Annotated in this window: 26 protein-coding genes and 1 tRNA gene; 14 read left to right on the top strand and 13 right to left on the bottom strand. The window is 58.8% G+C overall.

The genetic code is table 11. From position 1 onward, the window contains the following. Positions 1-24: 24 nt before the first annotated feature. On the bottom strand, positions 25-396 hold the full coding sequence (locus G6L97_RS00730; protein ID WP_174002611.1) for a hypothetical protein: 372 nt from the start codon (positions 394-396) through the stop codon (positions 25-27). Between the two features lie 50 nt (positions 397-446). Between G6L97_RS00730 and G6L97_RS00725 the strand changes: the two genes are divergently transcribed. Then, positions 447-950 (top strand): hypothetical protein, encoded by a 504-nt coding sequence (locus tag G6L97_RS00725; RefSeq protein ID WP_174002609.1) that lies wholly within the window; start codon positions 447-449, stop codon positions 948-950. A gap of 297 nt (positions 951-1,247) precedes the next feature. Here the strand turns inward: G6L97_RS00725 and G6L97_RS00720 are convergent, their stop codons facing one another. Continuing rightward, complete coding sequence (locus G6L97_RS00720) at positions 1,248-1,613, bottom strand: type II toxin-antitoxin system PemK/MazF family toxin (protein ID WP_174002607.1); 366 nt, start codon at positions 1,611-1,613, stop codon at positions 1,248-1,250. A 383-nt stretch (positions 1,614-1,996) separates the two neighbouring features. Next, entirely contained in the window at positions 1,997-2,356 is a 360-nt protein-coding gene (locus G6L97_RS00715) for an Arc family DNA-binding protein (RefSeq protein ID WP_174002605.1), read from the bottom strand. Positions 2,357-2,453: 97 nt separating this feature from the next. Here G6L97_RS00715 and G6L97_RS00710 point away from each other — a divergent pair, with 97 nt between their 5' ends. From G6L97_RS00710 to G6L97_RS00690, 5 genes are read left to right on the top strand one after another with little or no spacing between them, the layout of a single operon-like run. Next, positions 2,454-2,624, top strand: a complete 171-nt coding sequence (locus tag G6L97_RS00710) for an Arc family DNA-binding protein (RefSeq protein WP_174002603.1) — start codon at positions 2,454-2,456, stop codon at positions 2,622-2,624. A gap of 43 nt (positions 2,625-2,667) precedes the next feature. Continuing rightward, a complete protein-coding gene (locus G6L97_RS00705; RefSeq protein ID WP_174002601.1) occupies positions 2,668-3,339 on the top strand; it encodes a hypothetical protein in 672 nt (223 codons plus the stop codon). Continuing rightward, positions 3,336-3,833 carry a hypothetical protein gene (locus G6L97_RS00700; RefSeq protein WP_174002599.1) on the top strand — a complete coding sequence of 166 codons (498 nt, stop codon included), beginning with the start codon at positions 3,336-3,338 and terminating at the stop codon, positions 3,831-3,833. The genes G6L97_RS00705 and G6L97_RS00700 overlap by 4 nt, the downstream gene beginning before the upstream one ends. Before the next feature lies 1 nt (position 3,834). Next, positions 3,835-4,071, top strand: a complete 237-nt coding sequence (locus G6L97_RS00695) for a helix-turn-helix transcriptional regulator (protein WP_236773607.1) — start codon at positions 3,835-3,837, stop codon at positions 4,069-4,071. Then, positions 4,071-5,153, top strand: coding sequence for a tyrosine-type recombinase/integrase (locus tag G6L97_RS00690; RefSeq protein WP_174002597.1), 1,083 nt, complete (start codon positions 4,071-4,073; stop codon positions 5,151-5,153). Before G6L97_RS00695 ends, G6L97_RS00690 begins: the two co-directional genes overlap by 1 nt. A gap of 73 nt (positions 5,154-5,226) precedes the next feature. On the opposite strand, the gene G6L97_RS00685 is transcribed toward G6L97_RS00690, so the two are convergent. The 5 genes from G6L97_RS00685 to G6L97_RS00665 all read right to left on the bottom strand — a co-directional run bounded on the left by G6L97_RS00685 (position 5,227) and on the right by G6L97_RS00665 (position 11,621). After that, positions 5,227-5,302 (bottom strand) — tRNA-Phe (locus tag G6L97_RS00685). Between the two features lie 285 nt (positions 5,303-5,587). Then, positions 5,588-6,010 (bottom strand): hypothetical protein, encoded by a 423-nt coding sequence (locus tag G6L97_RS00680; RefSeq protein WP_111782825.1) that lies wholly within the window; start codon positions 6,008-6,010, stop codon positions 5,588-5,590. A gap of 169 nt (positions 6,011-6,179) precedes the next feature. Continuing rightward, positions 6,180-8,396: a 3-hydroxyacyl-CoA dehydrogenase NAD-binding domain-containing protein gene (locus G6L97_RS00675; protein ID WP_174002595.1), complete on the bottom strand. Its 2,217-nt coding sequence runs from the start codon at positions 8,394-8,396 to the stop codon at positions 6,180-6,182. 187 nt (positions 8,397-8,583) lie between these two features. Next, entirely contained in the window at positions 8,584-9,792 is a 1,209-nt protein-coding gene (locus G6L97_RS00670) for an acetyl-CoA C-acetyltransferase (RefSeq protein ID WP_025592421.1), read from the bottom strand. Positions 9,793-9,824: 32 nt separating this feature from the next. Next, a complete protein-coding gene (locus G6L97_RS00665; protein ID WP_111782828.1) occupies positions 9,825-11,621 on the bottom strand; it encodes an acyl-CoA dehydrogenase C-terminal domain-containing protein in 1,797 nt (598 codons plus the stop codon). Positions 11,622-11,997: 376 nt separating this feature from the next. Between G6L97_RS00665 and podJ the strand changes: the two genes are divergently transcribed. The 4 genes from podJ to G6L97_RS00645 all read left to right on the top strand — a co-directional run bounded on the left by podJ (position 11,998) and on the right by G6L97_RS00645 (position 18,380). After that, positions 11,998-15,771 carry a cell division protein PodJ gene (gene podJ, locus G6L97_RS00660; protein WP_111789078.1) on the top strand — a complete coding sequence of 1,258 codons (3,774 nt, stop codon included), beginning with the start codon at positions 11,998-12,000 and terminating at the stop codon, positions 15,769-15,771. A gap of 263 nt (positions 15,772-16,034) precedes the next feature. Beyond that, entirely contained in the window at positions 16,035-16,961 is a 927-nt protein-coding gene (locus G6L97_RS00655) for a sulfite exporter TauE/SafE family protein (protein ID WP_003514964.1), read from the top strand. Continuing rightward, positions 16,958-17,782 carry a TIGR02186 family protein gene (locus G6L97_RS00650; RefSeq protein ID WP_013635439.1) on the top strand — a complete coding sequence of 275 codons (825 nt, stop codon included), beginning with the start codon at positions 16,958-16,960 and terminating at the stop codon, positions 17,780-17,782. Before G6L97_RS00655 ends, G6L97_RS00650 begins: the two co-directional genes overlap by 4 nt. Positions 17,783-17,942: 160 nt before the next feature. Continuing rightward, positions 17,943-18,380, top strand: a complete 438-nt coding sequence (locus G6L97_RS00645; protein WP_003514961.1) for a universal stress protein — start codon at positions 17,943-17,945, stop codon at positions 18,378-18,380. 18 nt (positions 18,381-18,398) lie between these two features. Here the strand turns inward: G6L97_RS00645 and pdeM are convergent, their stop codons facing one another. Continuing rightward, positions 18,399-19,127 (bottom strand): ligase-associated DNA damage response endonuclease PdeM, encoded by a 729-nt coding sequence (gene pdeM, locus G6L97_RS00640; protein WP_111782830.1) that lies wholly within the window; start codon positions 19,125-19,127, stop codon positions 18,399-18,401. Between the two features lie 34 nt (positions 19,128-19,161). Beyond that, positions 19,162-21,753: a ligase-associated DNA damage response DEXH box helicase gene (locus tag G6L97_RS00635; RefSeq protein WP_236762562.1), complete on the bottom strand. Its 2,592-nt coding sequence runs from the start codon at positions 21,751-21,753 to the stop codon at positions 19,162-19,164. Positions 21,754-21,803: 50 nt separating this feature from the next. On the opposite strand from G6L97_RS00635, the gene G6L97_RS00630 reads away from it, so the two are divergent. Together G6L97_RS00630 and G6L97_RS00625 are read left to right on the top strand one after the other, a co-directional pair. Further along, positions 21,804-22,307: an RrF2 family transcriptional regulator gene (locus G6L97_RS00630; RefSeq protein WP_013635435.1), complete on the top strand. Its 504-nt coding sequence runs from the start codon at positions 21,804-21,806 to the stop codon at positions 22,305-22,307. Between the two features lie 100 nt (positions 22,308-22,407). Further along, positions 22,408-22,869, top strand: a complete 462-nt coding sequence (locus G6L97_RS00625) for a carboxymuconolactone decarboxylase family protein (protein ID WP_111782831.1) — start codon at positions 22,408-22,410, stop codon at positions 22,867-22,869. A 26-nt stretch (positions 22,870-22,895) separates the two neighbouring features. Here the strand turns inward: G6L97_RS00625 and G6L97_RS00620 are convergent, their stop codons facing one another. The 3 genes from G6L97_RS00620 to G6L97_RS00610 all read right to left on the bottom strand — a co-directional run bounded on the left by G6L97_RS00620 (position 22,896) and on the right by G6L97_RS00610 (position 25,298). Beyond that, positions 22,896-23,537 (bottom strand): YitT family protein, encoded by a 642-nt coding sequence (locus tag G6L97_RS00620; protein ID WP_003514952.1) that lies wholly within the window; start codon positions 23,535-23,537, stop codon positions 22,896-22,898. A 73-nt stretch (positions 23,538-23,610) separates the two neighbouring features. After that, positions 23,611-24,222 (bottom strand): YitT family protein, encoded by a 612-nt coding sequence (locus G6L97_RS00615; protein ID WP_025592410.1) that lies wholly within the window; start codon positions 24,220-24,222, stop codon positions 23,611-23,613. A 134-nt stretch (positions 24,223-24,356) separates the two neighbouring features. After that, positions 24,357-25,298: a class I SAM-dependent DNA methyltransferase gene (locus G6L97_RS00610; RefSeq protein WP_162686716.1), complete on the bottom strand. Its 942-nt coding sequence runs from the start codon at positions 25,296-25,298 to the stop codon at positions 24,357-24,359. A 169-nt stretch (positions 25,299-25,467) separates the two neighbouring features. On the opposite strand from G6L97_RS00610, the gene G6L97_RS00605 reads away from it, so the two are divergent. Beyond that, entirely contained in the window at positions 25,468-25,734 is a 267-nt protein-coding gene (locus tag G6L97_RS00605) for a DUF6460 domain-containing protein (protein WP_003514949.1), read from the top strand. A gap of 1 nt (position 25,735) precedes the next feature. After that, complete coding sequence (locus G6L97_RS00600; RefSeq protein WP_013635432.1) at positions 25,736-26,233, top strand: CAP domain-containing protein; 498 nt, start codon at positions 25,736-25,738, stop codon at positions 26,231-26,233. Positions 26,234-26,261: the final 28 nt, after the last annotated feature.

Here is a 26,261-nt window from a genome sequence, read left to right as displayed (position 1 = left end):
CCAGCGTGTGCTTCGCTTGGCTGTTTAGCGGGAAGGCGCCAAATAGCCATTCTTCTCGACCAAGCGCAAATTCGAACAGGCAATTGACGCCATGGTGAGCGAAGGGTGATCTCGGTTTTTTATCAGCGCGAAGGGGCGAGGCTTGGCGTTGGCTGTCACAGGCTGGAGGCATGATCGAGTTTCAGCCTTAATAATGGCGATGAGCTTGATCGTCAGCTTCGCGAGATTGACGAAAATCTTGTCCGGGCCTATCTGCCGATAATGTGCGCCCTTTTTCCTCGATGTGCGGCTTGAACAGTCCGGCGACCATATAAACGAGGTTGAGCGACCTGTGCTTTCGGTGCTTTTTTTCAACGCAACAAAAGCGGCCTTCCGATGCGCTCCGATAACGTTCATTTCATCATTCTGTGCAATCCTTAATAGAACAACAAGCTTTTGGGGCTCACATGTCGTTACGAAAAATTAGCATCACCGCCACCGCCTGCATTATTGCGTCGGCCAGCGCGGCCTTCGCGGAGTGGTTCACGAAGTCTGAAGAAGATGTATTCAGCGGGAAACAAACTGCCACAATGATTGGTGCCAGCGGCCCAGCCGGATCGGTCTACCTCAACTGTGACGCCGACCGGAATGTTAATATCTCGATCATTTTTCCCTTCAAGGAAGACATTGACACATCCCTGAAAGGCCTTCTTGTTATCAAGGTCGACAGTGGCGAGGCGCTGCGGCTCGATGCCGAGGCCTATCAGCACAACGACAAATACGCCGGTTTCAAAGCTAGGTTAGATGATGCGCAGAAAGTCAGCCTGCTCAAATCCATTGCGTCCGCAAAAAAGAAGATCCTCGCAGGGCTGTCCGTCGAAAGCATCGATTCTAAACACTCGATCGATATCGCGCCTGGCGGATCGACGAAGGCCGCTACCAGCTTCATGAAGGCGTGCGAGATTTCGTAAGACGGTCCAACCAAATTGTATGCCGAAACGCGGCGGGGGTGTCATGCTCCCGCTTTTTCTGTTTTCATATTAGAATGGTCAATGCCTGATACCGGACGAACCTTTCTACTAGAGATCAGCAATTCAGGTGGGCGGCGGCTGGTAAGCTTACCGCTAAAAATGATTTAGGCCTGCCAGCGCTTTCACGCTGGACAGGCCCGCAAGCCCCTTTCGGGAAGTGACCTTGATATAGTCTGTGAACGCAGAAAATTCAAGTCCAATGTGAAACCATGCTGTCGCATGATGTTACATGCTGTTTCATTCGGCTGGAAAACCCAGTGCATGTTTGAGGGCATTTTCTATGCTCTCTAGGTCATCTGCCGTGATGCTTTCGGACAGGAATTTTTTGCCAGATGCCACACGATCGAGTCTGGCATGGGAAACGTGTGCCACCATTTCACAGATTGCCCACACCGGCTTCGTGATGCTTGCGTATCGATCGTCAGGAATAGCGACGTGCGATGGTTGAGGCGTGCGGGGTTCGGTCGCTGACAGTGGAACCACGATGCATTTGCCCGGCACGGCCATGCTCGGCCGCTTATTATAGGATTTTGGGGAAAGGACGACGACGCGGCGACGCTTGCGCATCTCGGGCGGTACCGTTGCCATATCGAAATCGCACATGAGGATGTTGCCCCGCGAGGGCGTGAAAGTTATCAATAGAATCTTGCCTGGATTTTCTGCCTATGCAGGATATCAGGGAACAGATCGGGAATAGTCAACTCACTTTCGGATTTCGTTTTCCCTCTCGCGATCCCCGCTCTCCCTTCGCTCTGCAGCAGCGTCCCGCCTCGCATCTGCTCTCGCCAGCGCCCTGACGAAATTTATCATCTTTTTCTTGGCTTCTTTCGGATCGTAGTTTTCAGGCTGGCGAAAACTTGCAACGTATTCTCTTTCCGTCATGGCGCACCGTTGTTGAGAACTGCGAAAGACTGACAGTTTGTTTCATCTGACAGTTTGCGTCTAACCCTGTGAGGGGTCGGTTCCGGTAAAACGGTTATCCACACTCAGGATTCTTTGCGACTGATATGCATTTTTTCCAACAACTCGGATGCAACATCCATGAATCGGCGTATCGCTCGAGCTTCTGTCTGTTTTGCTTCCTCGTAGCTGTCGTAAAACTTATTACGATCATTTTCCGACAAGGGGTGAGTCGCCGCTATCATCCTGTTTGCGAACGCGGTTGCAATCGCGTCCAGAGACGAATTGCTTTGGCTGCCGACAAGAGAGTTTTCCAGACGTGTGACGATTTCTGCATTCATAGATCGGCCGTTGCGTTCGGCTGCAATCTTGATCTGTTCACGCATGCCATCAGGGAAGCGCAACATAAACTTATCTTGTAAGGTTCGGTTTTGATCTTCGGCCATGAAGTCCTAATGACATCATATTTTCCTTGACTGCAATAGTGTCCTTAGGACATATTAACAATGCGTCCTAAGGACACCATCAATCGGGAATATTTCCATGAGCCGTGAAAGTGACAAGTTCATGCTTCGCTTGCCGGATGGCATGCGAGATCGTGTCAAGGCAGAGGCTGATCAGAATTTCAGATCAATGAACGCTGAGATTGTTTTCCAACTCAACCGCGCATACGTGCAAACAGAAACGAAAAAAGCCGACGCTCAGGCCTCGTAAACCAGCGTCGGCTTTTTGTGATTTACCCACAAGGAGCAATCCAATGCAAATGAACTTAAACCAGAAATGCGCCTCTGGCGCAAGTGCTGTTGGCGCAATCGACTCTCGAGCGCGACTGCTAGAAATTGTCAACCGTGCGGATAATCTCGCTATAGATGTCTCCAATGCGGTTCTCAGCGCCGATATCGCACGTCGGCATGCGGATGACAGCCGGCTTTTTAAAGATGATGGCAAGGGAGACAACATTTACTTCCCCCCACACGAGCGAAGAATCCTCAACTTCATCATGAGCGATGTCGTTGATCGGCTTTCGAAACTCGACGAAATGGCAGACGAGTTATCTAACACCCTTTCGGATTTTCATGGTTTGATGCGCGAGGCGAACGCCTCCGCGTCGGCTGCTAGCGAAAGCAACCCAGCTCTTCGCGGTATGTCTCTCGCCGCGAACATCGACCGTTTCCGCTTCTACTGCGAGCGCTTCGCCAGCACGGAGTACCGAACCGTCGAAGAGACAAAAGCAGGCTGCGTTGCGACGTGGCGGCCTTGGTTTGATGTCTTGCTTGCATGGGACACGCCCGCAGAAAGCATGGATGAGGCGATTGCAGCGCTGCGACTGGCGAGAGAAGAGTTACAGGAAGATCCTGAAAGCCCGTTGGCAAAGCCGATGGTGAATGCCGCGCTCTCCTATTTTGAGACGGTAGGAGGTGCAGCATGAAACTTGTTCACCGCCGCACATTCCTCACCTCGGTTGGCGCCGGCGCTGTCGCATCGGCCGCGCTGGCATCGCCGACACCAAAATCCGATCGCTTGCCTCGAAGCCTCGATAGCCAGCTTGAGGAATGCGTGGCCCAGTTGCGCGATATCCTTGAGCAGATGCACCCCGAAGTCACCAGCGTTGACGATCATTTCCGTCGTCATGAAGACGGCACGTTTCGCCTTTCCATCAGGGGCCAGCGACGCTTTGAGGACTATGACGGCCCAGGGGTCTACCTGGTCAGCGAGCGCGAATATCTAATGGAGTATTATCTGGAGAGATTCGAGCATTGCAACGTCTCCACAGGGGAGCCGCTGAAAGGCTGCTTCTATTATGAAGCGGTAATGTGTCTCAACTGCATGCCCGTCGGTGAAGTTCTCACCCTGAATTCTCCTCAAATTGTGCGAAAACTGGCAGATACCCTTGTCTGCTCCGACTTTCCTATCGAGGTGTAAAATGGCAAGCGCAACGCTCAACATTCGGGTTGCGCCTCGGCGCATGCTGACGCTGAAGGAGGCCGCAGACTATTGCGGCCTCTCAGCAAAGCGTTTTCCCGTCGATTGCCATGTGACGCCAGTGGCAATGCCATCCGGGGCCAAGGTCTACGACATGCACGATCTCGACGCATTCCTTGACGCCCTGAAAGGTGGCGAGGCATCGAGCGACGATGCGATTATTGCAAAGCTCGGATAATGGCAGACCGTAAGCGCCCCAAAGGCTTTCAAATTTTTCAGGATAAGAAGCCGCCGCACAAGTGGCGCTGCTACCACCGGAAAACAGGCTCCGTCATCGATCTCGACAAGTTTCCGCTGTGGACGATGGAATTTTATGGCGAGTGCTACCGAATAAGCCAGCTTCACCAAAAAAGCGATAACACGCGGGCCGGGACACTCGGCGCGCTGATCAAGAAATATCGGGCCAGCCCCGCATTTCAGAAAGACATTTCCGACCGAACCCGCTCGGATTACCAGAAGTGCTTTGACTACCTGAAAAGCATCGAGGACACGCCGCTTACGAGCTTCACCCCGCCGCTGATCGTCAAGATCCGAGACAAGGCCGGAGAGAGCAAAGGTCGGAAATTCGGCTCCTATGTGCGGACCGTCCTTTCGCTACTGTTCGCCTGGGGGAAGGAGCGCGGCGAAGTGAAAGACAATCCCGCTGCGGGCATCAAGGCGATCAAGCGCCCGAAGAACGCCCCTCAAGCGAATCGACCATGGATGGACGCCGAGCGTGACGCGGTTCTTGCGGCCCTGCCGGCGCACATGCTGCCCGCCGTCACTTTGATGATGTTCTACGGCCTCGATCCGCAAGACGCTCTCGCCCTGCCCCGGACGGCCGTGCAGGCTGGTGTTATCGACACGCGGCGGGGGAAGACCGGCGAGGCTGTTTATTTGCCACTCCTGAAGCCTGTCGCAGATGCTCTCGCAGCTGCGCCGCTTCACTCGGCAATCACGCTTTGCGCCAACATGCACGGCAAGCCGTGGACCGTCTCCGGTTTTCGCGCCTCGTGGCGGCCGATCCGCCTCAAGCTTGAAGAGGCTGGCAGCGTTCAACCTGGCCTTACCCTGAAGGGTCTGCGCCATACCGTCGCGACGATCCTGAGAGAGATGAACATGGACTACGGCACCATCGCCAACGTTCTCGGCCAGCGGACCGAAGCGATGGCAAAGCACTATTCCCGCCGTGCCGACATGTCGAAAAACACCATCGCCGCGGTGAAGAATTTTGAGGCCGAAGTGAACAGACGAAAAACGAAAATTGTCAAACCGTCTTGAAAAAAGTGTCAAACCCGGATGTATGAACGGATGCTAAATTATGGAAAAAGATAAGCACAATAAGGGCTTAGAATGGTGCCCGGAGGCGGATTTGAACCACCGACACGCGGATTTTCAATCCGCTGCTCTACCAACTGAGCTATCCGGGCACTTCAGGTCCTTGAAGAACCTCCGCTTTTGGCGGGCGGGGCTGTTTGGTGCCCCGAAAGTGAGCGGGGTTATAACATCTTGTTCGGACATGGCAAGCGCCATAGCGAAGTTTTTTGACAGTTTTTTCACGGCGCCTGTGGATGGCTTGAATACGTGCGCTGTGAAGGCCATATCGTGGCTGAAAACGCACTATCGGCAATCCGCCAGACCTGATCAACATCAGTCAGGTGGCGGGTTCAGGCGCGGCTGATCCGGGCGAGCGGCGGTTGGGCGGCTTGGGGCAATTATGCCCCTTCCCCGCGCCGTGCGGCAAGTCCAAGCGCAAAAGGCACCACAGCCACCAGAGCCGCCATGACGGGTGAGGACGCGAAGATGCGGCTGGCAAGCGAGGTAACGGCAACGGAGCGCACAACCATCATCAGGCGCGAATTCTCTTGGTCTTTCTCGTGCCTGAGATCTGCGGGTTTGTGGCGGGTCGGATGGGATGCGGATTCCAGCTTTTTCACATCGCGGCGCAGCTTTTCCAACTGTTTGCGGAGTTCGTCCAGTTCCGCGCGTATCGACTGGTCCACCGTAGCGGAAGCACGCGCCTCTCGGACAGCGGGCTTTTCTGCCTCTTTCTCCGCAGCTTCTTCATCAAGTTCAGCCAAGTGGTCGTCAAGGTCCGATGGTTTGTCGAAACCATGGGATCGCAGCGATGTCTTCATTGCAGTCTCCTGAAGTGTCCTGAATTGCGGCACCGGGCGCGCATCGCCCGTTCACGCCTTCTCAACGCCCCAGCCGGGCAAAGGATGCACATAAAGCGACGGTATCGGCACGATAGGCCGATAAAAAAACAGGCCCCGAAGGGCCTGTTCATTTGTGTGTCTTGAAGGCTTATGCCGCTTTCGCGGTGCTGCCATAGGGATCGAAGCGACCGTAGAAGGTCTCGCCCTTGGCCGCCATGTCCTTCAGAAGCGGCGTCGGCTTGAAGCGTGGGCCATAGGTCTCGCTCAGCTTCTCGGCCAGCGCCACGAAGGTCTTCACGCCCATGCCGTCGATATAGGAGAGGGCGCCGCCGGTGTAGGGCGCAAAGCCGAAACCGAGGATGGAGCCGACATCGGCCTCACGCGGGTCGGTGACGATGCCTTCTTCCACGGTGCGAGCGGCTTCCAGCGCCACGGTGACCAGAAAGCGCTGTTTCAGCACTTCCATATCCACATCCTCCGGCTTCTGCTGAGGATAGAGATCCTTCAGGCCGGGCCAGAGGGACTTCTTGGCGGGCTTTGGCGGGTAGTCGTAAAAGCCCTTGGCGTTCTTGCGGCCCAAACGGCCCTCGCCTTCCACCAGCTTCTTCACCAGTTCCATATGGCGCGGATCGACAGCCTTTTCACCGAGATCGGCGACGGTTGCTTTCAGGATCTTGTAGGAAAGATCGATTGCCACTTCGTCGTTCAGCGCCAGCGGGCCGACCGGCATGCCGGCGAATTTCGCGGCATTCTCGATCATGGCGGGCGGCACACCCTCGATCAGCATGTCGTAGCTTTCCGCCATGTAACGCAGCACGCAGCGATTGACGAAGAAGCCGCGCGTATCGTTGACGACAATCGGCGTCTTCCTGATCTTGGCCACATAATCCAGCGCGACCGCCAGCGCCTTGTCACCCGTTTCCTTGCCGAGGATGACTTCCGTCAGCATCATCTTCTCGACCGGCGAGAAGAAGTGGATGCCGATGAAATCCACCGGGCGCTTGGAGTTCTTCGCAAGCCCGGTGATCGGCAAGGTGGAGGTGTTGGAGGCGAAAATTGCGCCTTGCGGCAACACGGCTTCCACGGCCTCGATGACGGCCTTCTTCACGTCGCGGTCTTCAAAGACGGCCTCGATGACGAGATCGGCGTCGGAGAGCGCCGCGTAATCCGCTGTCGGGGTAACGAGGTCGAGCAAGGCCTTGCCTTCATCCTGCGTCAGCCTGCCCTTGCCAATGGCGGCCTTGACGCTTTCCTCGCAATGGCCCTTGCCCTTGTCGGCGGCTTCCTGATCGCGGTCCACCAGCGTGACGGGGATACCGGCTGCGGCAGTGACATAAGCAACGGCGGCGCCCATGAAGCCCGCGCCGACGACGCCGACCTTTCTGAACTCCGTCTTCGGCTGACCGGCCGGGCGGCGCGCGCCCTTGCCCAGTTCCTGCATGGAAACGAACAGCGAGCGGATCATGCCGAAGGCTTCCTTCGAACGAAGGATTTCGGTGAAATAACGCTGCTCCACCTTCAACGCCGTATCGAACGGCAATTGCAGACCCTCATAGACGCATTTCAGGATAGCAAGTGCTGCCGGATAGTTGCCGGCGCTTTCACGGCGCAGGATCGCCGGAGCGGCCGGCCAGAGCTGGGCAGCGGCCGGCGTCCAGATGCCGCCGCCGGGGGCCTTGAAGCCTTTTTCATCCCAGGGGGCAACCGGCTTCAGGCCGTCCTTGATCATTTGCTTGGCAGCGGAAATGAGCTGATCCGGCTCCACCACCTGATGAACCAGCCCCATGGCCTTGGCGCGCGCGCCGGTCAGCGACTGACCGGTGGTCATCATCTGCAATGCTGATTGCGCATCGGTCAGGCGCGGCACGCGCTGGGTGCCGCCGGCACCAGGGAAAATGCCGACCTTGACTTCAGGAAGGGCTATCTTGAGGCTCTTGGCATTCGACGCGACGCGACCGTGGCAGGCAAGCGACAGCTCGAAAGCGCCGCCCATGCAGGTGCCGTTGATGGCTGAGACCCAGGGCTTGCCGTTGGTCTCCAGCTTGCGGAACAAGCCGGTCATGCGGCCGACCGGTTCGAACAGCTTGGCGGCTGCCTGATCCGGGTCCTTCGCCTTCTCGTCATTGTAGAAGGAGAACATCGACTTGATCATCGAAAGATCGGCACCGCCGGAAAACGTGCTCTTGCCGGAGGTGAAGACAACACCCTTTACGCCAGCGTCGGCGACAGTTGCGTCAACGATGGCGTTCAGTTCGTCCATCACCTCGGAAGTGAAGACATTCATTGACTTTTCCGGCATATCCCAGGTGACAAGGGCAATGCCGTCTGCGTCCGTATCGATGGTGAAATTGGTATAAGTGCTCATCTTGGGATTCCTCTTCCCTGAATTTCGTTTCGCCGGACTTCCCGATCCCTCATTCCCGTGCCTGTCACAGGAACCCAGTCAGCCCAAGTCTTTGGGCTGGAAGACTCTCGCGCGCCGCAGACGCGGCGCTGCTGGGATCCCTGTGACGAGCACAGGGATGAGGAGCCTGGGGTTAGCCCTCCGTAACTCAAACACGCTCGATAACGGTCGCTGTGCCCATGCCCGCGCCGATGCAGAGCGTGACGAGCGCGGTGTTCAGATCGCGCCGCTCCAACTCGTCAAGCACCGTGCCGAGGATCATCGCTCCTGTCGCACCCAGCGGATGGCCCATGGCGATTGCCCCGCCATTGACGTTCATCCTGTCGTGGCTGATGTCGAAGGCCTGCATGTAACGCAGCACGACGGCGGCGAAGGCCTCGTTGAGTTCGAAAAGATCGATATCTGCAAGCGACATCCCGGTCTTTTTCAGAAGCTTCTCGGTCACATCCACCGGGCCGGTCAGCATCAGCGCCGGATCGGAACCGATATTGGCGAACGCCCTGATGCGGGCACGCGGTTTCACGCCCATAGCCTCGCCGCCCGCCTTGGAACCAACCAGAACGGCGGCCGCGCCATCGACGATACCGGACGAATTGCCCGCATGGTGCACGTAGTTGATACGCTCCACTTCCGGGTGCGCCATGATGCCAACGGCTTCGAAGCCGCCCATTTCACCCGGCATCTGGAAGGATGGGTTGAGGGAAGCCAGCGCCTGCATGTCCGTACCGGGGCGCATATGTTCGTCGCGGTCGAGGATCGTCAGGCCGTTGCGGTCCTTCACGGGGATAACGGACTTGTTGAAATAGCCCTTTTCCCAGGCATGCGCGGCGCGCTTCTGGCTTTCGACAGCATAGGCGTCGACATCGTCCCTGGAGAAACCGTATTTCGTGGCGATGAGATCTGCCGACACGCCCTGCGGCATGAAGAAGGCGGGGAAGTTGACCGAAGGGTCCATGTACCAGGCGCCACCAGACATGCCCATGCCGACGCGCGACATGCTTTCCACGCCGCCGGCAATGACGATATCGTCGGAGCCTGCCTTGACCTTGCCGGCCGCGAAGTTGATGGCATCGAGACCTGAAGCGCAGAAGCGCGAGATCTGCATTCCCGGTGCCTTGTTGGAATAACCGGCCTCGAAGGCGGCGGCTTTCGGGATAACTGCACCGGCATCCATGACAGGATCGACACAGCCCATGATGATGTCGTCGACAGCAGACGTATCGAGCCCGTTGCGGTCGCGGATGGCTTCCAGCGTCTTGGCGGCAAGGCGAACGGAGGGCACCTCATGCAGGCTGCCATCCTTCTTGCCGCGTCCGCGCGGGGTGCGGACATGGTCATAAATGTAAACGTCGGTCATTAACTCTCTCCCTCGGCGCGTGACACGCCCTGTCAGAATGCTTCCGCAGCCAGTTCCATCATGGTGTCCGCACCGGTTTCGATGCGGGCCTTGCGTAGCGCCGTTTCCGGCATGATGCGCTCCATATAAAACTTCGCCGTGACAAGCTTGGTCTTGAGGAAATCCTCGTCCGAAGTGCTACCTGCCGCAAGGGCTTCGCTCGCCGCCTTCGCCATGCGGGCCTGCATGTAACCCAGCACCACGGTACCGAAGAGGTGCATGTAATCGGTCGAACCGGCACCGGCATTGTCTGGCTTGGCCATGGCGTTCTGCATGAACCACATGGTTGCGGCCTGTAGATCGTTCAAGCCCTTCTTCAGGCCCTTTGTGTAAAGGCTGAGCTTTTCGTCGGCGCGGTTTTCCTCGCAGAAATCGCCGATTTCCTTGAACAGCGCCATGACGGCACGGCCGCCATTCATGCCGAGCTTGCGGCCGACCAGATCGAGCGCCTGAATGCCGTTCGCACCCTCATAGATCATGGTGATGCGGGCATCGCGGACATATTGGCTCATGCCATGTTCCTCGATATAGCCGTGACCGCCGAAGACCTGCTGCGCCATGACGGCATGGTCGAAGCCCTTGTCAGTCAGCACGCCCTTGAGGATCGGCGTGACGAGACCGAGCAGGTCATCTGCCGTCTGACGCTCTTTCTCATCGGTCGACCGATGGGCGATATCGGATTGCAGCGCGGTCCACAGAAGGAAGGCGCGGCCAGCCTCGTTATAGGCCTTGATAGTCATCAGCGTACGGCGGATATCCGGGTGCACGATGATCGGATCGGCCTTCTTATCGGGGAATTTCGCCCCGGAAAGTGAACGGCCCTGAATGCGCTCGCGGGCATATTCGACCGCATTCTGATAGGCGATCTCACCCACGGACAGGCCCTGAAGGCCGACGCCGAGGCGGGCTTCGTTCATCATCACGAACATGGCGGAGAGACCCTTGTTCTCCGCACCCAAGAGATACCCCGTCGCATCGTCATAGTTCATGACGCAGGTGGCGTTGCCGTGGATGCCCATCTTGTGTTCGATCGCGCCGCAGGTGACGCCGTTGCGCTCGCCGAGCGAACCGTCCTCCTTCACGAGGAATTTCGGCACGATGAACAGCGAAATACCCTTGGTGCCTTCCGGCGCGCCCTCGATGCGGGCAATCACCAGATGGACGATATTGTCAGTCATGGAATGTTCGCCGGCCGAAATGAAGATCTTCTGGCCGGAAATCTTGTAGCTGCCGTCGCCCTGCGGAACTGCTTTTGTGCGCAGCAGGCCGAGATCGGTGCCGCAATGGGGTTCTGTCAGGTTCATGGTGCCGGACCATGTTCCCTCGACCATCTTCGGCAGATAGGTTTCTTTCTGGTCCTGCGTGCCATGGACGAGGACGGCAGCGATGGCGCCCTGCGTCAGGCCGGGATACATCATCAGCGACAGGTTGGCGGACGACATATACTCGCCAATCGCCGCATGCAGCGTATAGGGCAGGCCCTGCCCGCCGAATTCCGGCGGTACGGCGAGGCCGATCCAGCCGCCTTCACAATAGGCGTCGTAAGCCTCCTTGAAACCATCAGGAACGGAAACCGAACCATCATCTGCACGCTTGCAGCCCTGTTGATCGCCAGACAGGTTCAGCGGGAAAAGCCGCTCCTCGGCAAGTTTCGCCGCCTCGCCGGTAATAGCCTCGATCATGTCAGGGGTTGCATCCTCGAAGCCGGGCAGGTTGTTATACCGCTCGAGGCCAAGAACGTCGTTCAGAATAAAAAGCGTGTCTTTAACTGGGGCCTTGTAAACAGGCATTACCGATGTTCCTCCGCATCGTGAAAGCCGGAGCCGATCCGGCCGATATGGGATGACAATATTTGACGTGCGCGTAAACGTCAAATAAATTCCGGTCGAATGTCATGGCCCTTTTTCCGCGCAATGCTTGGCCAGCCCCACGCGAAAGCGTTACACGCCGCAAAAGTTAAAAAATTCCAACCATAGTTAACCACTTCTTTACCACGTTTCGTGAATTCTCCGACACGAGGTAACTGCTTCGTCAATCGAAGCATTTTCCTCCATGGGGGCAAATACCGGCTCTAGAATTGCTGCATGTTGTGCGACGGCATTATCAGGCGGGTAGCCGTTGCAACAAACACCGGGCACGCCGGACGGAAGCGAAGCGAGCGAGAAGATGAACGGATTGCGATCGAAAAACCAAAGCCCGAGCGACAGGTCGTCTCTTGATGCTCTCAATCGCACCATTGAAGGCCTTGAAGCCCGCATCGAAGGGCTGATGAGCCAGAAATTTCCGCGCGACCCCCGGGCCACGACAGCTGAGCCGAAAAACGAGGCCCATGCCGCGCCGCGCGAGCCACGCGCCACCGTCACCCCGCCGCAACTCGACCCGGTCAACGAAATCCGCCAGCGCCAGCGCCTGCTTGAGGCAAGCTTCCAGCGCCCGCAGGAGCCCGTTGCGCGCCCGGAACGAACCATCACCAGACCGCTTGCGCCTGAATACCGGCCGAACGACGTGCAGAACGCGGCGGCCAACCCCGCACCGCGCGCGCGCTCCATCCCGCCCTATCAGGAGCAGCAGCGAAACGACGCGGCCTTGCAGGAGATCGCGCAGGCGCTCGTCAACCTGCGGCATGAGCTGAAGCACGATATTTCAGAAGGCGTGGCGCGCGAAGCGCAAGGGCTGCGAGCCGAAATCCGAAACATTCGCGCGATCGCGGAAGACCAGCAGTTCATCGGCGACCTGCGCGACGATATTGCAAGGCTTGCCGGCAGCATCGACCAGCTCGGCAATCTGGCCTCTCCCGATGCCTACGGGCTGCGCAGTGAATTCGATGACCTGCGCCTCACCATCGATCAGCTTGCGCGTGAAGACAGCGTACATCGGATCGAAAGCCGCTGGAACACCGTGGAAGACACGTTGCGCGGTTTCGACACGGCCTCGCTGCAGGATGAAATCGTCTCGCTCGCCTATCGTCTCGACGACATCAAGACCCAGCTCGGCGGCATGAGCAACAATCCCGCCGTGCGCGTGCTTGAGGAAAAGCTGATCACCATCGCAAGCGCTGTGGAGCAGCTCGGCAAGCATATGCAGCCGAACGAGGCTGCCTTTACCGAACAGTTTTCCGGTCTGGACCAGCGACTGGATGAAATCAGCCGCGCCATTGCCGCTACTGGCGCCCGCTCCAACAATGCACAGGCCACCGACAACGCACTGGCACAGCGGCTGGAAACCCGCCTGAACGGCCTTGCCGAACAGCTCGGTGATATCAATCGTATTGCCGCCGCAAAGCCCGATCCTGCTGTGGATCTCACCGCCCGTCTTGAAACGCTGGCCGCCAAGATCGACGAATTGAGCACGGCGCGCGACGCGGCACAGCTGCACGAGCGACTGGACCAGCTTTCCCTGCTTCTGGAGCGTTCGCAGCGCCCCTCACAGCAGGCGGAACTGACATCGTTCCTCAGCGACATTTCCCGCAAGATCGACGCGCTGGATCACGGCACCGTCAATGACGGCCTGGCGGAACGGCTCGACACGCTTTCCCGGCGCATCGAAGACCTTGACTATCGCTACAGCCAGCCGCAGCCCGTTGCTGGTTTCAACGAAGGCACTTTTTCGCGCCTGGAAGAACGGCTTGGCGATATCGCGGCCCGTCTGGACGAGACCGCCCATGCCGCACCCGCCGACAGCGGCGCTTTGCTCAGCCTCGAAAATCAGATCGCCCATCTCTCCTCGCTAATCAGCCAGCCGGGTCATCACCAGCCGGCGGGCATGTCGCCGGAACTCGATGCCCGCATGTCGGCGATCGAGGACTACATGGCGTCCAACGATGAATATATCATCGAAGCGGCTCGACAGGCGGCCGAGGCCGTTCTGGACGCCTTTACGCGCAACAATGTCTCCTCCGGCGCAAACCTCGCCGATATGACGATGCTGACCGATCTTGCCACCGATCTTCGCAGCCTCGAGGCGCTGAGCCGCAACACGGAAGAACGCACGCACCGCACCTTCGAGGCGCTGCACGAAACGCTGGTGCAGATTGCCGGTCGACTGGACAGCCTTGATAATCGCGCTCCCGCTCCCGCCTATCGCGAAGAGGCAGCGCCACGCAACGTCGCGCAGCATATGATTACGCCCGCCCGCGAAGACGTGGCCATGCCGGCCGCCATCTTCCCGCAAGAGGGCTACATCGCCGAAGAACAGCTTATTCTCGAAGACACGCGCGATGCCGGCGAAAACGGCGCGGATGCGATGGCAATCGTGCCGCCCGCCGCTGCAAAACCCGCAAAAGCAGAGAACAAGAGCCTGCTTGCCGGCCTGACCAAGCGTTTCAAAACCGGCACGGCGAAGACCGCCAAATCGGCAGAAGAACCCGTATCGGCAACCACCACCCGCACGCAGGTGGAACCCGCCCCTTCGCTCGATCCGATCGACGTGCTGCCCGCGGGCCAGGAGAACGAACTTCTGGAGCCCGGCTCTGGCGCACCTGATATCAAGAAAATACTGGAACGGGTGCGCGCCAGCCAGGTCGCTTCCAGCGGCAAGGCGGCGGACGCAGAAGGCCGCACGGATTTCATCGCCGCCGCCCGTCGCGCAGCGCAGGCTGCCGCCATGGAAACCTCACCGGAGAAGCTTGAGACCGGCAAGAAAAATCGCAAGCCAGACGCTTCGGCGCTTTCACGTTATCGTCGCCCGCTGCTGCTCGGCATCGGCGCCATTCTTCTTGCGATGATGGCCATGCCGCTCGTCAAGACGATGATGGGCGGCGCGGAAGCCCCGGCACCGGTCATCGAAGAGAAGATGGGCGATGCCCCGGTCTCCGCACTTCCCGAGACCGGCGACAAGGCCGTGACCATTCCGTCCGAACTGGCTATCGATCCGCAGGAGGCGGCATCCGCCGACAGCATCGAAAACGCAGCACCGTCGGAAAACACCATCGATCCGCGTACCATTGGCGGCGCGCCGCTTGCCAATGAACCGCCTGTTGCCGATGCGCCCGCCGTGGATGCGGCGACATCAGGCACTGTCGCACAGAGTGAGCCGCAGGCACCGGTGCAGGCCGCTACCACGCCTGCCGCCGCCCAGGGCGCGATTGCGGTTCCCGCCGGTATCGAGCCAGCATCGCTGGCGGAAGCCGCAGCGAAAGGCGACACGCAGGCGCTGTACGAGATCGCAGCACGCTACACCGAAGGTCGCGGCCTTGCCGCCGATCGCGCGGAAGCCGCCAAATGGTACAAGCTGGCTGCGGATCGCGGCCTTGCTCCCGCACAATATCGTCTCGCCAACCTTTACGAGAAGGCGAATGGCGTCGAGCGCAACCTTTCCGAAGCGAAGCGCTATTACACGCTGGCAGCCGAACAGGGCAATGCAGGCGCCATGCACAATCTCGCCGTCCTGCTCGCCTCCGATGCGGCCGGCCAGCCGGATTTCACCACCGCCGCGCAATGGTTCATCAAGGCTTCCGAACTCGGCGTCCGCGACAGCCAGTTCAACCTTGCCATTCTCTACGCGCGCGGAAGCGGCGTGAAGCAGGATATCGAGGAATCCTACAAGTGGTTCTCCATTGCGGCCAAGGATGGCGACACGGACGCTGCCCAGAAGCGTGACGAGGTTGCGGGAGCGATGAACCCGCAGCAGCTTCAGAGCGCACGTGCGAAAGCCGACGCGTGGAAGGTCAAGCCGCTTTCGGAAGACGCCAACAGTGTCAACCCGCCCGAGGAATGGGCTGGCAAGGAGGGCGTGAAGACTGCCTCCGTGGACATGGAAAAGGCGATCCGCAACATTCAGGCAATCCTGAACAAGAACGGTTTCGATGCCGGCCAGCCCGACGGCAAGCTTGGCAAGAACACGGTTACCGCCATCAAGGATTTCCAGAAATCCGTTGGCCAGACGCCCGACGGGCGCATCACCAACGAGCTGGTGACAGCGCTGCTCGCCCGCAACAAATAACCGTTTCGCAACGGATGAGGCGGCCTTCCCGGCCGCTTCCCCACAGTTTGGCGCCGGAATGTGGCGCTGCTCCCACGCCTGATCGCTATCTTTCCAAATTATCAACGTATTTACCGTTGAATGTTGACACGTCGGACCCTCGCGGGCATGACGGATGAAGGCTGGGCATGCCCGGTCTTTTCAGACAGAAAATGTAAATCGCGGCGCGGCCCCACACCCGGACAAGCCCTGCCGCCCGGAACCATTTGCCCGAGGTCCGAGCCGTGACTGTCTATCTGCCGATTGCAGAACTGTCGGTGAACATTTTCATCATTCTCGGCATGGGCGCGGCCGTCGGTTTTCTTTCCGGCATGTTCGGCGTGGGGGGCGGTTTTCTCATCACCCCCTTGTTGATTTTTTACAATATTCCGCCCGTAGTGGCTGTGGCGACGGGCGCAAACCAGGTGGTGGCCTCTTCCGTCTCCGGCTCGATCACGCATTTCCGGCGCGGAACGCTGGATGTGAAGCTTGGGAGCGTCCTGCTGGTCGGCGGCCTTGTGGGCGCTACGGTGGGCGTGTGGATATTCTCCTTCCTGCGCAGCATCGGCCAGCTCGACCTCATCGTTTCGCTGCTTTATGTCATCCTGCTCGGTACTGTCGGCACCTTGATGTTGAAGGAGAGCATTTCCGCCCTGCGCCGTGCTGCCCGTAATGAGACGGTGACGCTGCGCCGCCCCGGCCATCACAACTGGGTTCACCGCCTGCCGCTGAAAATGCGGTTCAAGAAGTCGAAGATCTATCTCAGCATCATTCCCGTTGTCACGCTGGGTTTCGGTATCGGCATCCTGACCTCGATCATGGGTGTCGGCGGCGGCTTCATCATGGTGCCGGCCATGATCTATCTTCTGCGTATTCCGACCAACGTCGTTGTCGGGACCTCGCTGTTCCAGATCATTTTCGTTACCGCCTATACGACCATCGTTCAGGCCGCGACGAACTATTCCGTCGATGTGGTGCTGGCCTTCATCCTGATGGTCGCGGGCGTCATCGGCGCGCAATATGGCGTGCGCGTCGGGCAGAAACTGCGCGGCGAACAGCTGCGCGCGCTTTTGGCGCTTCTGGTGCTTGCAGTCGCCCTTCGCCTTGCCGTGGCACTGGTTGTTCGCCCCGAAGACCTGTTTTCGGTCGCCGTCGGAGGGTTAGGTTATTGACCCACCGCCTGCTGCTTTGCGCCTTTCTGCTTATCGGTTCCTGCCTTGCCTTTACCGCTTCGGCGCAGACACCGCCGCTTGCCCTGCCTCCCGGCACACAGCAGCGGTCCTTGCAGGAAAATATCGAAATCGGCGCATCGACGACGGAGATTCCGATCACCTCCGATTTTCGCGGGGCGGATTTCACGCTTTTCGGCGCTCTCAACAATACCGACCAGTTGCTGCTCGCTATCGGCCAATATGATATCGTCGTCACCCTTGAAGGCCCCAGCGACTACATGACGGTGCGCAAGAAGGAGCGCGTGGCCGGTATCTGGATCAATACAAGCGCCATCACCTTCACGCCGCTGCCGGAATCCTATTCCATGGCCAGCACGCGCGATATCAGCGCCGTCGCTTCGCCTGGCACCTTGCGGGCAATGGGGCTTGGTGTCGAACATCTGTCGCTCAAAAGTGCGGTGTTTTCCGGCGTGCCCGACAATGTCTTCGATTTTCAGGAGGCCTATCGGCGCCTGCGGCTTTCAAGCGGCATCTATCGCAACGACACGACCGGCGTGCGGCTTGAACGCACCGGCCTGTTCTGGGCAACCCTGCGCCTGCCCGCCAACGTCCCGAACGGCGTGCATACCGCCCGTGCCTATCTCTTCAAGAGCGGCAATTTCATCGCCCAGCGCGAGCTGAAACTGCGCGTCGTCAAGACCGGCATGGAACAGGCAATCACCGATGCCGCGCATCAGACACCGCTTGCCTATGGCGCGCTGTGCGTTCTCCTCGCCGTCGTCACGGGCTGGAGTGCCAGTATTATTTTCCGCAAGGACTGAGTGTTTTTCATTCCCGTAAAAGAGCGCGTCTTTCGCCTTCGGCGTAAAAGATAGCGTTCGCTTCCTTCAATGGTTTGCGGTAAAATTCAAGACGTTACAACCACGTACGCAGCTTATGGCGGCAAGTGCGGTTGTGACCGGGATGAAAAGGAGAAATGTCATGTTCAAGCACATTCTCATTCCCACCGATGGCTCGCCGCTGGCGCAGATCGCAATCGACCAAGGGTTCGCTCTCGCCAGAGAGGCAGGCGCAAAGGTGACCGTCGTGACGGTGTCCGAACCCTTTCACGTGATTGCCAGCGATGTCGAGGACATTGCCGCCATTGCCGAAGAGGAATTCCACCGTTGCGAGGAGGCGGAGCATTTTCTGAGAGATACGCAGGCGCACGCCGCATCGATGGGGCTGGATTGCGAAGCGCTGCTGGCGCGGGCGGGACGGCCCGATGAGGCGATTGTCGAAATCGCCAACAGGACCGGCTGCGACCTCATCGCCATGGCTTCGCACCGGCGCAGAAGCTTCGTCGAGATGCTTGTCGGCAGCGTTACGGCCAAGGTGCTGAAAAACTCGAAGATACCGGTGCTGGTATACCGCCAATAGACGGGCGGAGCGATGCGCTCAGCCGAGCAGATTTGAAAACCGTACCGAATAGATGCGGTCCCGCCCCATCAGATGCGCGACGAGTGCAGCGTGGTCAAAGAGACCGCGCATGGCCTTGTGCCGCAAATCCAGTCCGCCGCTCATCACCCCGAAGGCCGGCATCAACAGGCGGGAACCATCGGTGGCGAAACAGGGGCGCCGCACCGTTTTTTCGCGACGGCGAACAGTGGCGGAGGGATGCAGATGGCCTGCGATTTCACCCGCGGCATCTCCTACCTTAGGCTCGTGGCGGAAAACGAGATTGCCATAAAACATCTCATCTACCGAAGACCCCGGCAGATCGACCGTGCCATCCGGATCGTGATTGCCGTTGATCCATATCCAGTCACGGCCACGGGCCATCTCGCTGATCAGTTCGCGCAGCATAAGCGGCAGATGCTCGGACCCGACCCGATCGTGGAAATTGTCGCCCAGGCTGACGACGATCTTCGGATCGTAACGGCTGACAAGGGAAGACAGGATTTTGAGGGTAGCGATCGTGTCGTAAGGCGGCAGCATGCGCCCGCGCCGGGCAAAGGCCGCACCTTTTTCCAGATGCAGGTCCGAGACAACCAGCAGCGATAGATCGGGCAGGTAAAGCCCACCCAACGGGTCACACCAGGCGGCGACGCCGTTGATGGCAGTTTCGCTGCCGAGGCATTCGAAGCCATTGGAAAACCTGTCGCTCAATGTCAGTCGGCTCAGCACTTTTGTGGTCGTTCCTTCATTCCAGTTTGATGCCTCAGGACATGGCTTCGGCGATAAGCTCGTCTGCGGCCTCGGCCAGCACCTGATCCATCGCCTCGCCCGCCACCGTCTCGCGGCCGATTTCCAGCATGACGGGAACGGCAAGCGGCGAGACGTGCTCCAGCGCACGATGGGTGGTGTGACCCTTGATTCGCTTCAGCATATCGCCAAGACGGCCAATGTCCAAAAGTCCCGCCGCCGCATCACGTCTGGTTGCCTCCAGCAGAATATGATCCGGCTCATGGCTGCGAAGAACGTCATAAATAAGATCGGCGGAGACCGTGACCTGACGGCCCGTCTTTTCCTTGCCGGGATGGCGGCGTTCGATGAGGCCGGAAATGACGGCACAGTTGCGGAAGGTCCGCTTCAGCATGAAGGATTCGTCCAGCCACGCCTCCAGATCGTCGCCCAGCATGTCCTCGTCGAGAAGTTCCGCCAACGACAGGCGGCGGGATTTGAGCCGCCTGCCAATATCCTCCATGGCCCAGATGGCGAGCGAATAATCGGTAGCAACGAAGCCCATGGGCTTTGCGCCCGCCCGTTCCAGCCGCCGTGTCAGAAGCATGCCGAGGGTCTGGTGGGCCAGACGCCCTTCAAAAGGATACATGACCATGAAGAAGCGTTTGCGGAAGGGAAATGTCTCGACCAGCAGCTCGTCGCGCTTGGGAATGATCGATTTTTCCTTCTGGATTGCCAGCCAGTCGCGCACCTGATCCGGCAGCGACTGCCAGCGGGCGGGATCGGACAGCATGGAGCGCACCTGGTCCGCAAGGTAGGTGGAAAGCGGAAACTTGCCGCCGGCGTAGGAGGGTATCTTCGGGTCCATCGAAAAGGCCTGCGACACCAGGCATTCATTCTCCCGGATGCCTTCGAAGCGCAGAACCTTGCCGGCAAACAGGAAGGTATCGCCCTGCACCAGCTGCTCGAGGAAATATTCCTCGACCTTGCCGAGCGACATGCCGCCGCGTCCGACCGAGCCCTTGGCATTGCGCTTGACCATGCGGACATTAAGTTCCGCAGCCTCGACGATGGTGCCGAGGTTGAGGCGATATTGCTGCGCGACCGCCGGATTGGAGACACGCCAGCGGCCGTCCTTCATCTGGCGGATGCGGGCGTAACGTTCATAGGTACGCAGTGCGTATCCACCGGTAGCGGTAAAATCCACGACGCGGTCGAAGGTAGAACGCGGTAGATCGGCATAGGGTGAAGCGCTGGTCACTTCACGGTAGAGATCATCCGCATCGAAAGGTTCGGCGCAGGCCATACCGAGCACATGCTGGGCAAGAACATCCAGTGCGCCTTGCGCGATGGGGGGCGTATCCTGCGCGCCGATATAGTTCGCATCGAGTGCGGCCCGGCACTCCATCACCTCGAAACGGTTGGCGGGAACGAGGATTGCCTTTGACGGCTCATCCATGCGGTGATTGGCGCGGCCGATGCGTTGGGCAAGGCGGCTCGCCCCCTTTGGCGCGCCGACATGCACGACGAGATCGACATCGCCCCAGTCTATCCCGAGATCGAGCGTGGAAGTGGCGACGACCGCGCGCAATTTGTTTTCAGCCATCGCGGCCTCCACCCGGCGGCGCTGTCCGGCATCCAGCGAACCGTGATGCAAGGCGATCGGAAGATTATCGTCGTTTACATTCCAGAGCTCCTGAAAAATCCGTTCCGCCTGCGAACGGGTGTTAACGAAGATGAGCGTCGTCTGGTGCGCCTTCAGAGCAGGATACAAATCCTTCATGGCGTAGCGCGCGGAATGGCCGGACCACGGAATACGCTCCTCCGTCTGCAGAATGGCGATGTTTGGCCTGGCTCCGCCTTCCACTGTTATAAGACCTGCGGGCGGTTCTCCCTGCCCCTGCGGTGCCAGGTAACGGCGCAAATCCATCGGCTCCGCCACCGTGGCGGAAAGGCCAATGAAGCGGACATGCGGCGCGTGCCTGCGCACCCGCGCGAGCGCGAGCGACAGCAGATGGCCACGCTTGGAGGTGACGAGCGAGTGCAGCTCATCCAGCACCACATATTTCAGGTCGCGGAAAAAGCGCTCGGCTTCCTTGTTGGCAAGCAGCAGCGACACCTGTTCCGGCGTCGTCAGGAGAATATCGGGCGGTTTGACCTTCTGGCGCTGGCGTTTTGCCTGCGGCGTATCGCCGGTGCGGGTTTCGATTGAGATCGGCAGGCCCATTTCCATGACAGGCTTGGTGAGATTGCGTTCGATATCCACCGCAAGTGCCTTGAGCGGCGAGATGTAAAGCGTGTGCACGCCGACAAAGGCGGAGCCCGGCGGCACCTTGCCGCGTTCAGCAAGATCGGTGAGCGACGCCATGAAGCCGCCCAGCGTCTTGCCGGCACCCGTCGGTGCAATCAGCAGCATGTTTTCGCCGCCACGCGCCCGAGCCATCAGCTCCAATTGATGCGCGCGCGGGGACCACCCTTTTTCGGCAAACCATTTCTGGAATGAAAGGGGCAAGGTGCCGACATGCGTGCCGGAAATGGGAGACTCAGCGTGTTTCACGCTTTCAAGGTAGTGAGAAACCTTGAAAAAAGAAGAGCGGAACAGAGCTGCTTGACAGGAATGCATAATCATGGATAAATAATATCCACGATACTAAAGCAAACCAAACGTGAGCAAATCGGATGAAACTCGGCGACGGCGTTGAACAGGCCATTCACAGCGTGGGCATGTTAGCGGGACTTTCCGAAGGCGGCGTGCTTTCGGCGGCGGCGCTGGCAGAATTCCATGGCGTTTCCACGAGTTATCTCTTGAAGCACCTGCAATTGCTTTCCGGTGCCGGAATAGTTTCCACCGTACCAGGGCCGAAGGGCGGTTATCGTCTGGCCCGGACAACCGACAAGATTACCCTGCTTGATATTGTTCTGGCCGTGGAGGGACCACAGCCTGCCTTTCGCTGCGCGGAAATTCGCCAGCGCGGGCCGAACCCCCTGCCGGGACGTTATTTCACCAAGCCCTGCGGCATCAACGCCGCGATGCTGAAGGCGGAGAAAGCCTATCGGGCGGAACTCGCTAAAACCAGCATTGCCGACATTCTGGGCGACCTTGCCGCCACTGACGACGGCGGCATTGCGGCACGCGGTTGCGCCTTTCTGGAGCTGAACGAGCGCAGGACGGCGACGCGCTAGAACCTAAAAGACCCAACCATCTGAAATACCGGAGAGCTTCGCAGCTTCCCGGAACGATGACACATGCCCCTCAAACTGAACCACGAATGGAGAGAGACACATGAAAACCCGTTTGAACTATGCCAAGGCATCCCCCGAAGCCTTCAAAGCCGTGATGGCGCTCGAAACCTACGTCCAGAGCAGCGGCCTCGAGCGCCGCTTCGTTCATCTCATCAAGCTGCGCGCATCAATCATCAATGGCTGCGCGTTCTGTGTGGACATGCATGTGAAGGAAAGCCGTCACGACGGTCTTTCCGAACAGTGGATCAACCTGATGAGCGTTTGGCGGGAATCCCCGGTATATACCGAACAGGAACGGGCGTTGCTCGGCTGGGTGGATGCGGTAACGAAGATTGCCGAAACCGGCGCTCCGGATGACGCCTTCGAGACCCTGAAGGCGCATTTCTCCGATGAGGACATCGTGAAGATCACCGTTGCCATCGGTGCCATCAACACCTGGAACCGCATCGCCGTCGGCTTCCGTTCGCAGCACCCGGTCGAAGCGGCAGCAAAAGCAGCCTGATCCGCTTTACCTGCACCGGACGACCGTTACATGGCGATGTAGCGGTCGTTTCTATGATTGATGGCGAGCGCGAGGTTCATGACCAGCGCGCCGAGGATGGAGCAGAGGATGACGAAGGGTGTCGCCACGAAGAATGAGCAGGCCAGCACCATGCCATCGAAGGCGAGCTGGACGAGACCGGCGCGCCAGCCAAAACGGTCCTGGAGATAAAGCGCCAATATGCCGAAGCCGCCGAGGCTGGTGCGATGGCGGAACAGTGCCAGCATGCCTGCCGCGACCGTCAACCCGCCGAAAAGGGCGGCCGCGACGGGATTGATGCTTTCGAAAGCGAAGAAGCCCGGCATATATTCCGAAAGCAGCGCCGTCATGGCAATGGCGCAAAAGGTCTTGACCGTGAAGGCAAGGCCGAGACGGCGGAAGGCGAGATAATAAAACGGCAAATTGACGAGGAAGAACACCGCGCCGAAGCTAAAGCCGATCGAATAGTGCACCAGAAAGGCAATACCCACCACACCCCCGGTGAGGAGGCCCGCAGCGGAAAGCAGTGTCACGCCGAGCGAGACCAGCATGCTGCCCGCCAGAACGCCCTGGGCATCTTCCAGCAGCGAATGGCGATCGGGCGCGGAAGCCCAGATATTCACGCGCTTTCGCGTAGTCGTATCGCCCATGCCTGTTCCCCTGATTTTCCCGCCTTGATCGAGCTATTGCGCCCAAGCGCGAGAGATTTCAAGCGTACTTTATTCAGCGCACAACGATGTATCTGTCCGAGCGGTGGTTGATGGCGAGAAACATGTTGAGGACGAAAGCGCCGACAATCGAATAAATAACGGTGGCCGGATCGATGACGAGGAAGGCGCAGAGCATCACGAATGCATCGAAGGCAAGCTGGATCAGGCCGGCGCGGATGCCGAAGCGGTCCTGAATATAGATGGCCAGAATGCCGATGCCGCCGAGGCTGGCGCGATGGCGATAAAGCGCCAGCAACCCGTAACCGAGGAGCAGGCCACCGAGCAGCGCCGCCCAGAGCGGGTTGATGCTGTCAATGACCATCCAGCGCGCTTCCACTTCCGTCAGCACCGAAACAAGACCGATGGCAATGAAGGTCTTGATGGAAAAGGCAAGACCGAGGCGGCGGAACGAGAGGTAATAAAAGGGCAGATTGACGAGGAAGAACAGGAGGCCGAAGCTGATGCCGAAGGCATAGTGAATGAGGAAGGCGACGCCGGCGGTGCCACCGGTCAAAAGGCCGACCTTGTTCAGCAGATAAAAACCGAGCGCCGATACGATAGCTCCGGTAACGATGCCCTGCACGTCTTCCACCGGCGCATGTTTGGCCGGATCCGAACTCCACATGCTGTAAACGCTTCTCGTTCTGCTCACGCTTTTTCCCTCAGGTTTCCGCGCATTTTGCACTGCAACAAACACGCGATCAAGATGGATATGTAAGGACGACTGACCTATCGTGAAAAAGGCAAGAAACGAAATGTTCAGGCTTTGGCGCGGGCAAGAAAAAGAATGCCGGAAAGGGGTTTTCCGGCATCCTTGCGAATGGTGGTTTTGCGGATTTCGATAAGAGAATAGCCTGCCCGCTCCAGAAGGCCGGTCACATAGCTTTTCGAATGTGCGTAACGCAGCGATTCCCGCAGCACGAAACCATCTTCATCCCCCGCGTCCTCCACCGAAAAGGCGAAGAAACCGGAGGGCGCAAGCAGGGCCGAAACCAGGGGCATGACGGTTTCGAGACTGCCGAGATACATCATCACGTCGGCGGCGGCGACGAGGTCTGCGCGGTGGTGCGGCATTGCCGGCGCGAACAGTCCCGAGGCGTCAGCTTCGAGCGATAGATCGGCCTGGCCGAGATGGTCGTAAAGTCCCTTTTCCTCCGCCTTGGCGAGCATGTTCTGGGAAATGTCGAAACCTTCCAGCCGCTTCGCCAGGGAGTGGATTTCAACGCCGAGAAGGCCGGTGCCGCAGCCGATATCGACAATGGTGTCGAAGACGCCGCCTCCCGCCGCCTTGCCGATCAGCTCCGCCAGCTTCTGCGGTACGCTGTAATCCAGTTTCTCGACGAGCGACGTTTCGAAACGGTCTGCATAATCGTCGAACAGCCCTTCCACATAACGGCTCGGCGGCTGCTCCGGTGTGTCCGCGGCGCCGAGAACCGCGAGTTTCAGTTCGGCTGCAAACAGCCCTTCCGTATCCAGTTCGGCGACTTTTTCGTAAGCCGCCACGGCTTTGTCCGTTTCCTCCGCCTTTTCATGATATTCCCCGAAGCGAAACCAGCCCGCCGTCCACCGTGGCGCAAGTTCAAGCGCCTGCTCCATGAGTTCGGCGGCGGCGGGATAATCACCGCTCTCCGCCAACATGCGGGCATAGTCCGCCCGGCGGTCGGCAATGACGTCACCGGAAGAAAACTGGTTTGGGGCCATTCAAGATTTCCTGGAGAAGATGTCGGCTGTCATTTATCAAGCCATAAAAAAACTCAAGTCCTATTTCATGGCGCACTCATGGAATTGCGAATATGACGCGATATAGTGCACCGAAACTTGCATCGAAGCAGCGTGCTTCATATGTCAGGACAAAACAGGAGACTTGCTGATGGCCGGTGAGGTCAACAAAATGCTGGGTGATACGGTGGCCCGCACCGTGGTGAAGCTGCTGGTGGTTTCATTGCTCGTCGGCTTTCTGATGGCGATCTTCGGATTGACGCCATGGAATATCATCTATGGCGCACGCGACTTCGTGGTCGATCTGTGGCGCAGCGGTTTCCACGCGCTTGGCGCAATCGGCGACTATCTGATCCTTGGCGCGACGATCGTCATACCCATTTTCATCATCCTGCGCCTCCTGAGCTATCGCCGCTGACATGACCGACACATCTTTCCAGACGCTTACGCGGCGCGGCTTCGTGCTGATTTCCGCCGGTTCCGTTCTTTCCGCCTGTGTTTCCGTGCCTACAAACAAGGGCATGCCGTCAGGCACCCGCGATGAGACCGCGGCAGCGCTTCCAATGGTCAACGAGTTGCGCCGCTCGAAAGGGCTTTCGCCACTCTCCTTCAGTAGTGCGGCAAGTGGTGCGGCCGCTTATCAGGCCGGACGCATGGTCAAGGCGCAGAAGATGGCGCATCTGATCGGCCTGACCGACAGTTTCCTCATCCGCATGAAGGACGGCAATGTGCCGCTACCGGCAGCGGAAAACGTGGCGGCCGGGCAGGACAGCGTGGAGCGTGTCGTCAAGGCCTGGATCGGCTCGAAACATCATCTCGAAAACATGCTCGGACCCTATAATGGCCTTGGCGTCGCGGTTGCCTATGATGCCGCAAGCCGCAACCGGCCCTATTGGGCGATGGTGCTCTGCGCGTGAGATAACGGGGGGCGCCCCCTCCACCCTC

Origin of the sequence: Agrobacterium tumefaciens, assembly GCF_013318015.2 — a bacterium.
Lineage (GTDB): Bacteria > Pseudomonadota > Alphaproteobacteria > Rhizobiales > Rhizobiaceae > Agrobacterium > Agrobacterium tumefaciens.
This window is presented reverse-complemented; position numbering and strand designations above follow the sequence as displayed.

Bases quoted from the DNA above. Each gene is read 5' to 3' on its own strand.
- G6L97_RS00730 (WP_174002611.1), bottom strand. From the start codon at position 396: ATGAACGTTATCGGAGCGCATCGGAAGGCCGCTTTTGTTGCGTTGAAA.
- G6L97_RS00725 (WP_174002609.1), top strand. From the start codon at position 447: ATGTCGTTACGAAAAATTAGCATCACCGCCACCGCCTGCATTATTGCG.
- G6L97_RS00720 (WP_174002607.1), bottom strand. From the start codon at position 1,613: ATGTGCGATTTCGATATGGCAACGGTACCGCCCGAGATGCGCAAGCGT.
- G6L97_RS00715 (WP_174002605.1), bottom strand. From the start codon at position 2,356: ATGGCCGAAGATCAAAACCGAACCTTACAAGATAAGTTTATGTTGCGC.
- G6L97_RS00710 (WP_174002603.1), top strand. From the start codon at position 2,454: ATGAGCCGTGAAAGTGACAAGTTCATGCTTCGCTTGCCGGATGGCATG.
- G6L97_RS00705 (WP_174002601.1), top strand. From the start codon at position 2,668: ATGCAAATGAACTTAAACCAGAAATGCGCCTCTGGCGCAAGTGCTGTT.
- G6L97_RS00700 (WP_174002599.1), top strand. From the start codon at position 3,336: ATGAAACTTGTTCACCGCCGCACATTCCTCACCTCGGTTGGCGCCGGC.
- G6L97_RS00695 (WP_236773607.1), top strand. From the start codon at position 3,835: ATGGCAAGCGCAACGCTCAACATTCGGGTTGCGCCTCGGCGCATGCTG.
- G6L97_RS00690 (WP_174002597.1), top strand. From the start codon at position 4,071: ATGGCAGACCGTAAGCGCCCCAAAGGCTTTCAAATTTTTCAGGATAAG.
- G6L97_RS00680 (WP_111782825.1), bottom strand. From the start codon at position 6,010: ATGAAGACATCGCTGCGATCCCATGGTTTCGACAAACCATCGGACCTT.
- G6L97_RS00675 (WP_174002595.1), bottom strand. From the start codon at position 8,396: ATGAGCACTTATACCAATTTCACCATCGATACGGACGCAGACGGCATT.
- G6L97_RS00670 (WP_025592421.1), bottom strand. From the start codon at position 9,792: ATGACCGACGTTTACATTTATGACCATGTCCGCACCCCGCGCGGACGC.
- G6L97_RS00665 (WP_111782828.1), bottom strand. From the start codon at position 11,621: ATGCCTGTTTACAAGGCCCCAGTTAAAGACACGCTTTTTATTCTGAAC.
- podJ (WP_111789078.1), top strand. From the start codon at position 11,998: ATGAACGGATTGCGATCGAAAAACCAAAGCCCGAGCGACAGGTCGTCT.
- G6L97_RS00645 (WP_003514961.1), top strand. From the start codon at position 17,943: ATGTTCAAGCACATTCTCATTCCCACCGATGGCTCGCCGCTGGCGCAG.
- G6L97_RS00635 (WP_236762562.1), bottom strand. From the start codon at position 21,753: ATGATTATGCATTCCTGTCAAGCAGCTCTGTTCCGCTCTTCTTTTTTC.
- G6L97_RS00630 (WP_013635435.1), top strand. From the start codon at position 21,804: ATGAAACTCGGCGACGGCGTTGAACAGGCCATTCACAGCGTGGGCATG.
- G6L97_RS00625 (WP_111782831.1), top strand. From the start codon at position 22,408: ATGAAAACCCGTTTGAACTATGCCAAGGCATCCCCCGAAGCCTTCAAA.
- G6L97_RS00620 (WP_003514952.1), bottom strand. From the start codon at position 23,537: ATGGGCGATACGACTACGCGAAAGCGCGTGAATATCTGGGCTTCCGCG.
- G6L97_RS00615 (WP_025592410.1), bottom strand. From the start codon at position 24,222: ATGTGGAGTTCGGATCCGGCCAAACATGCGCCGGTGGAAGACGTGCAG.
- G6L97_RS00610 (WP_162686716.1), bottom strand. From the start codon at position 25,298: ATGGCCCCAAACCAGTTTTCTTCCGGTGACGTCATTGCCGACCGCCGG.
- G6L97_RS00605 (WP_003514949.1), top strand. From the start codon at position 25,468: ATGGCCGGTGAGGTCAACAAAATGCTGGGTGATACGGTGGCCCGCACC.
- G6L97_RS00600 (WP_013635432.1), top strand. From the start codon at position 25,736: ATGACCGACACATCTTTCCAGACGCTTACGCGGCGCGGCTTCGTGCTG.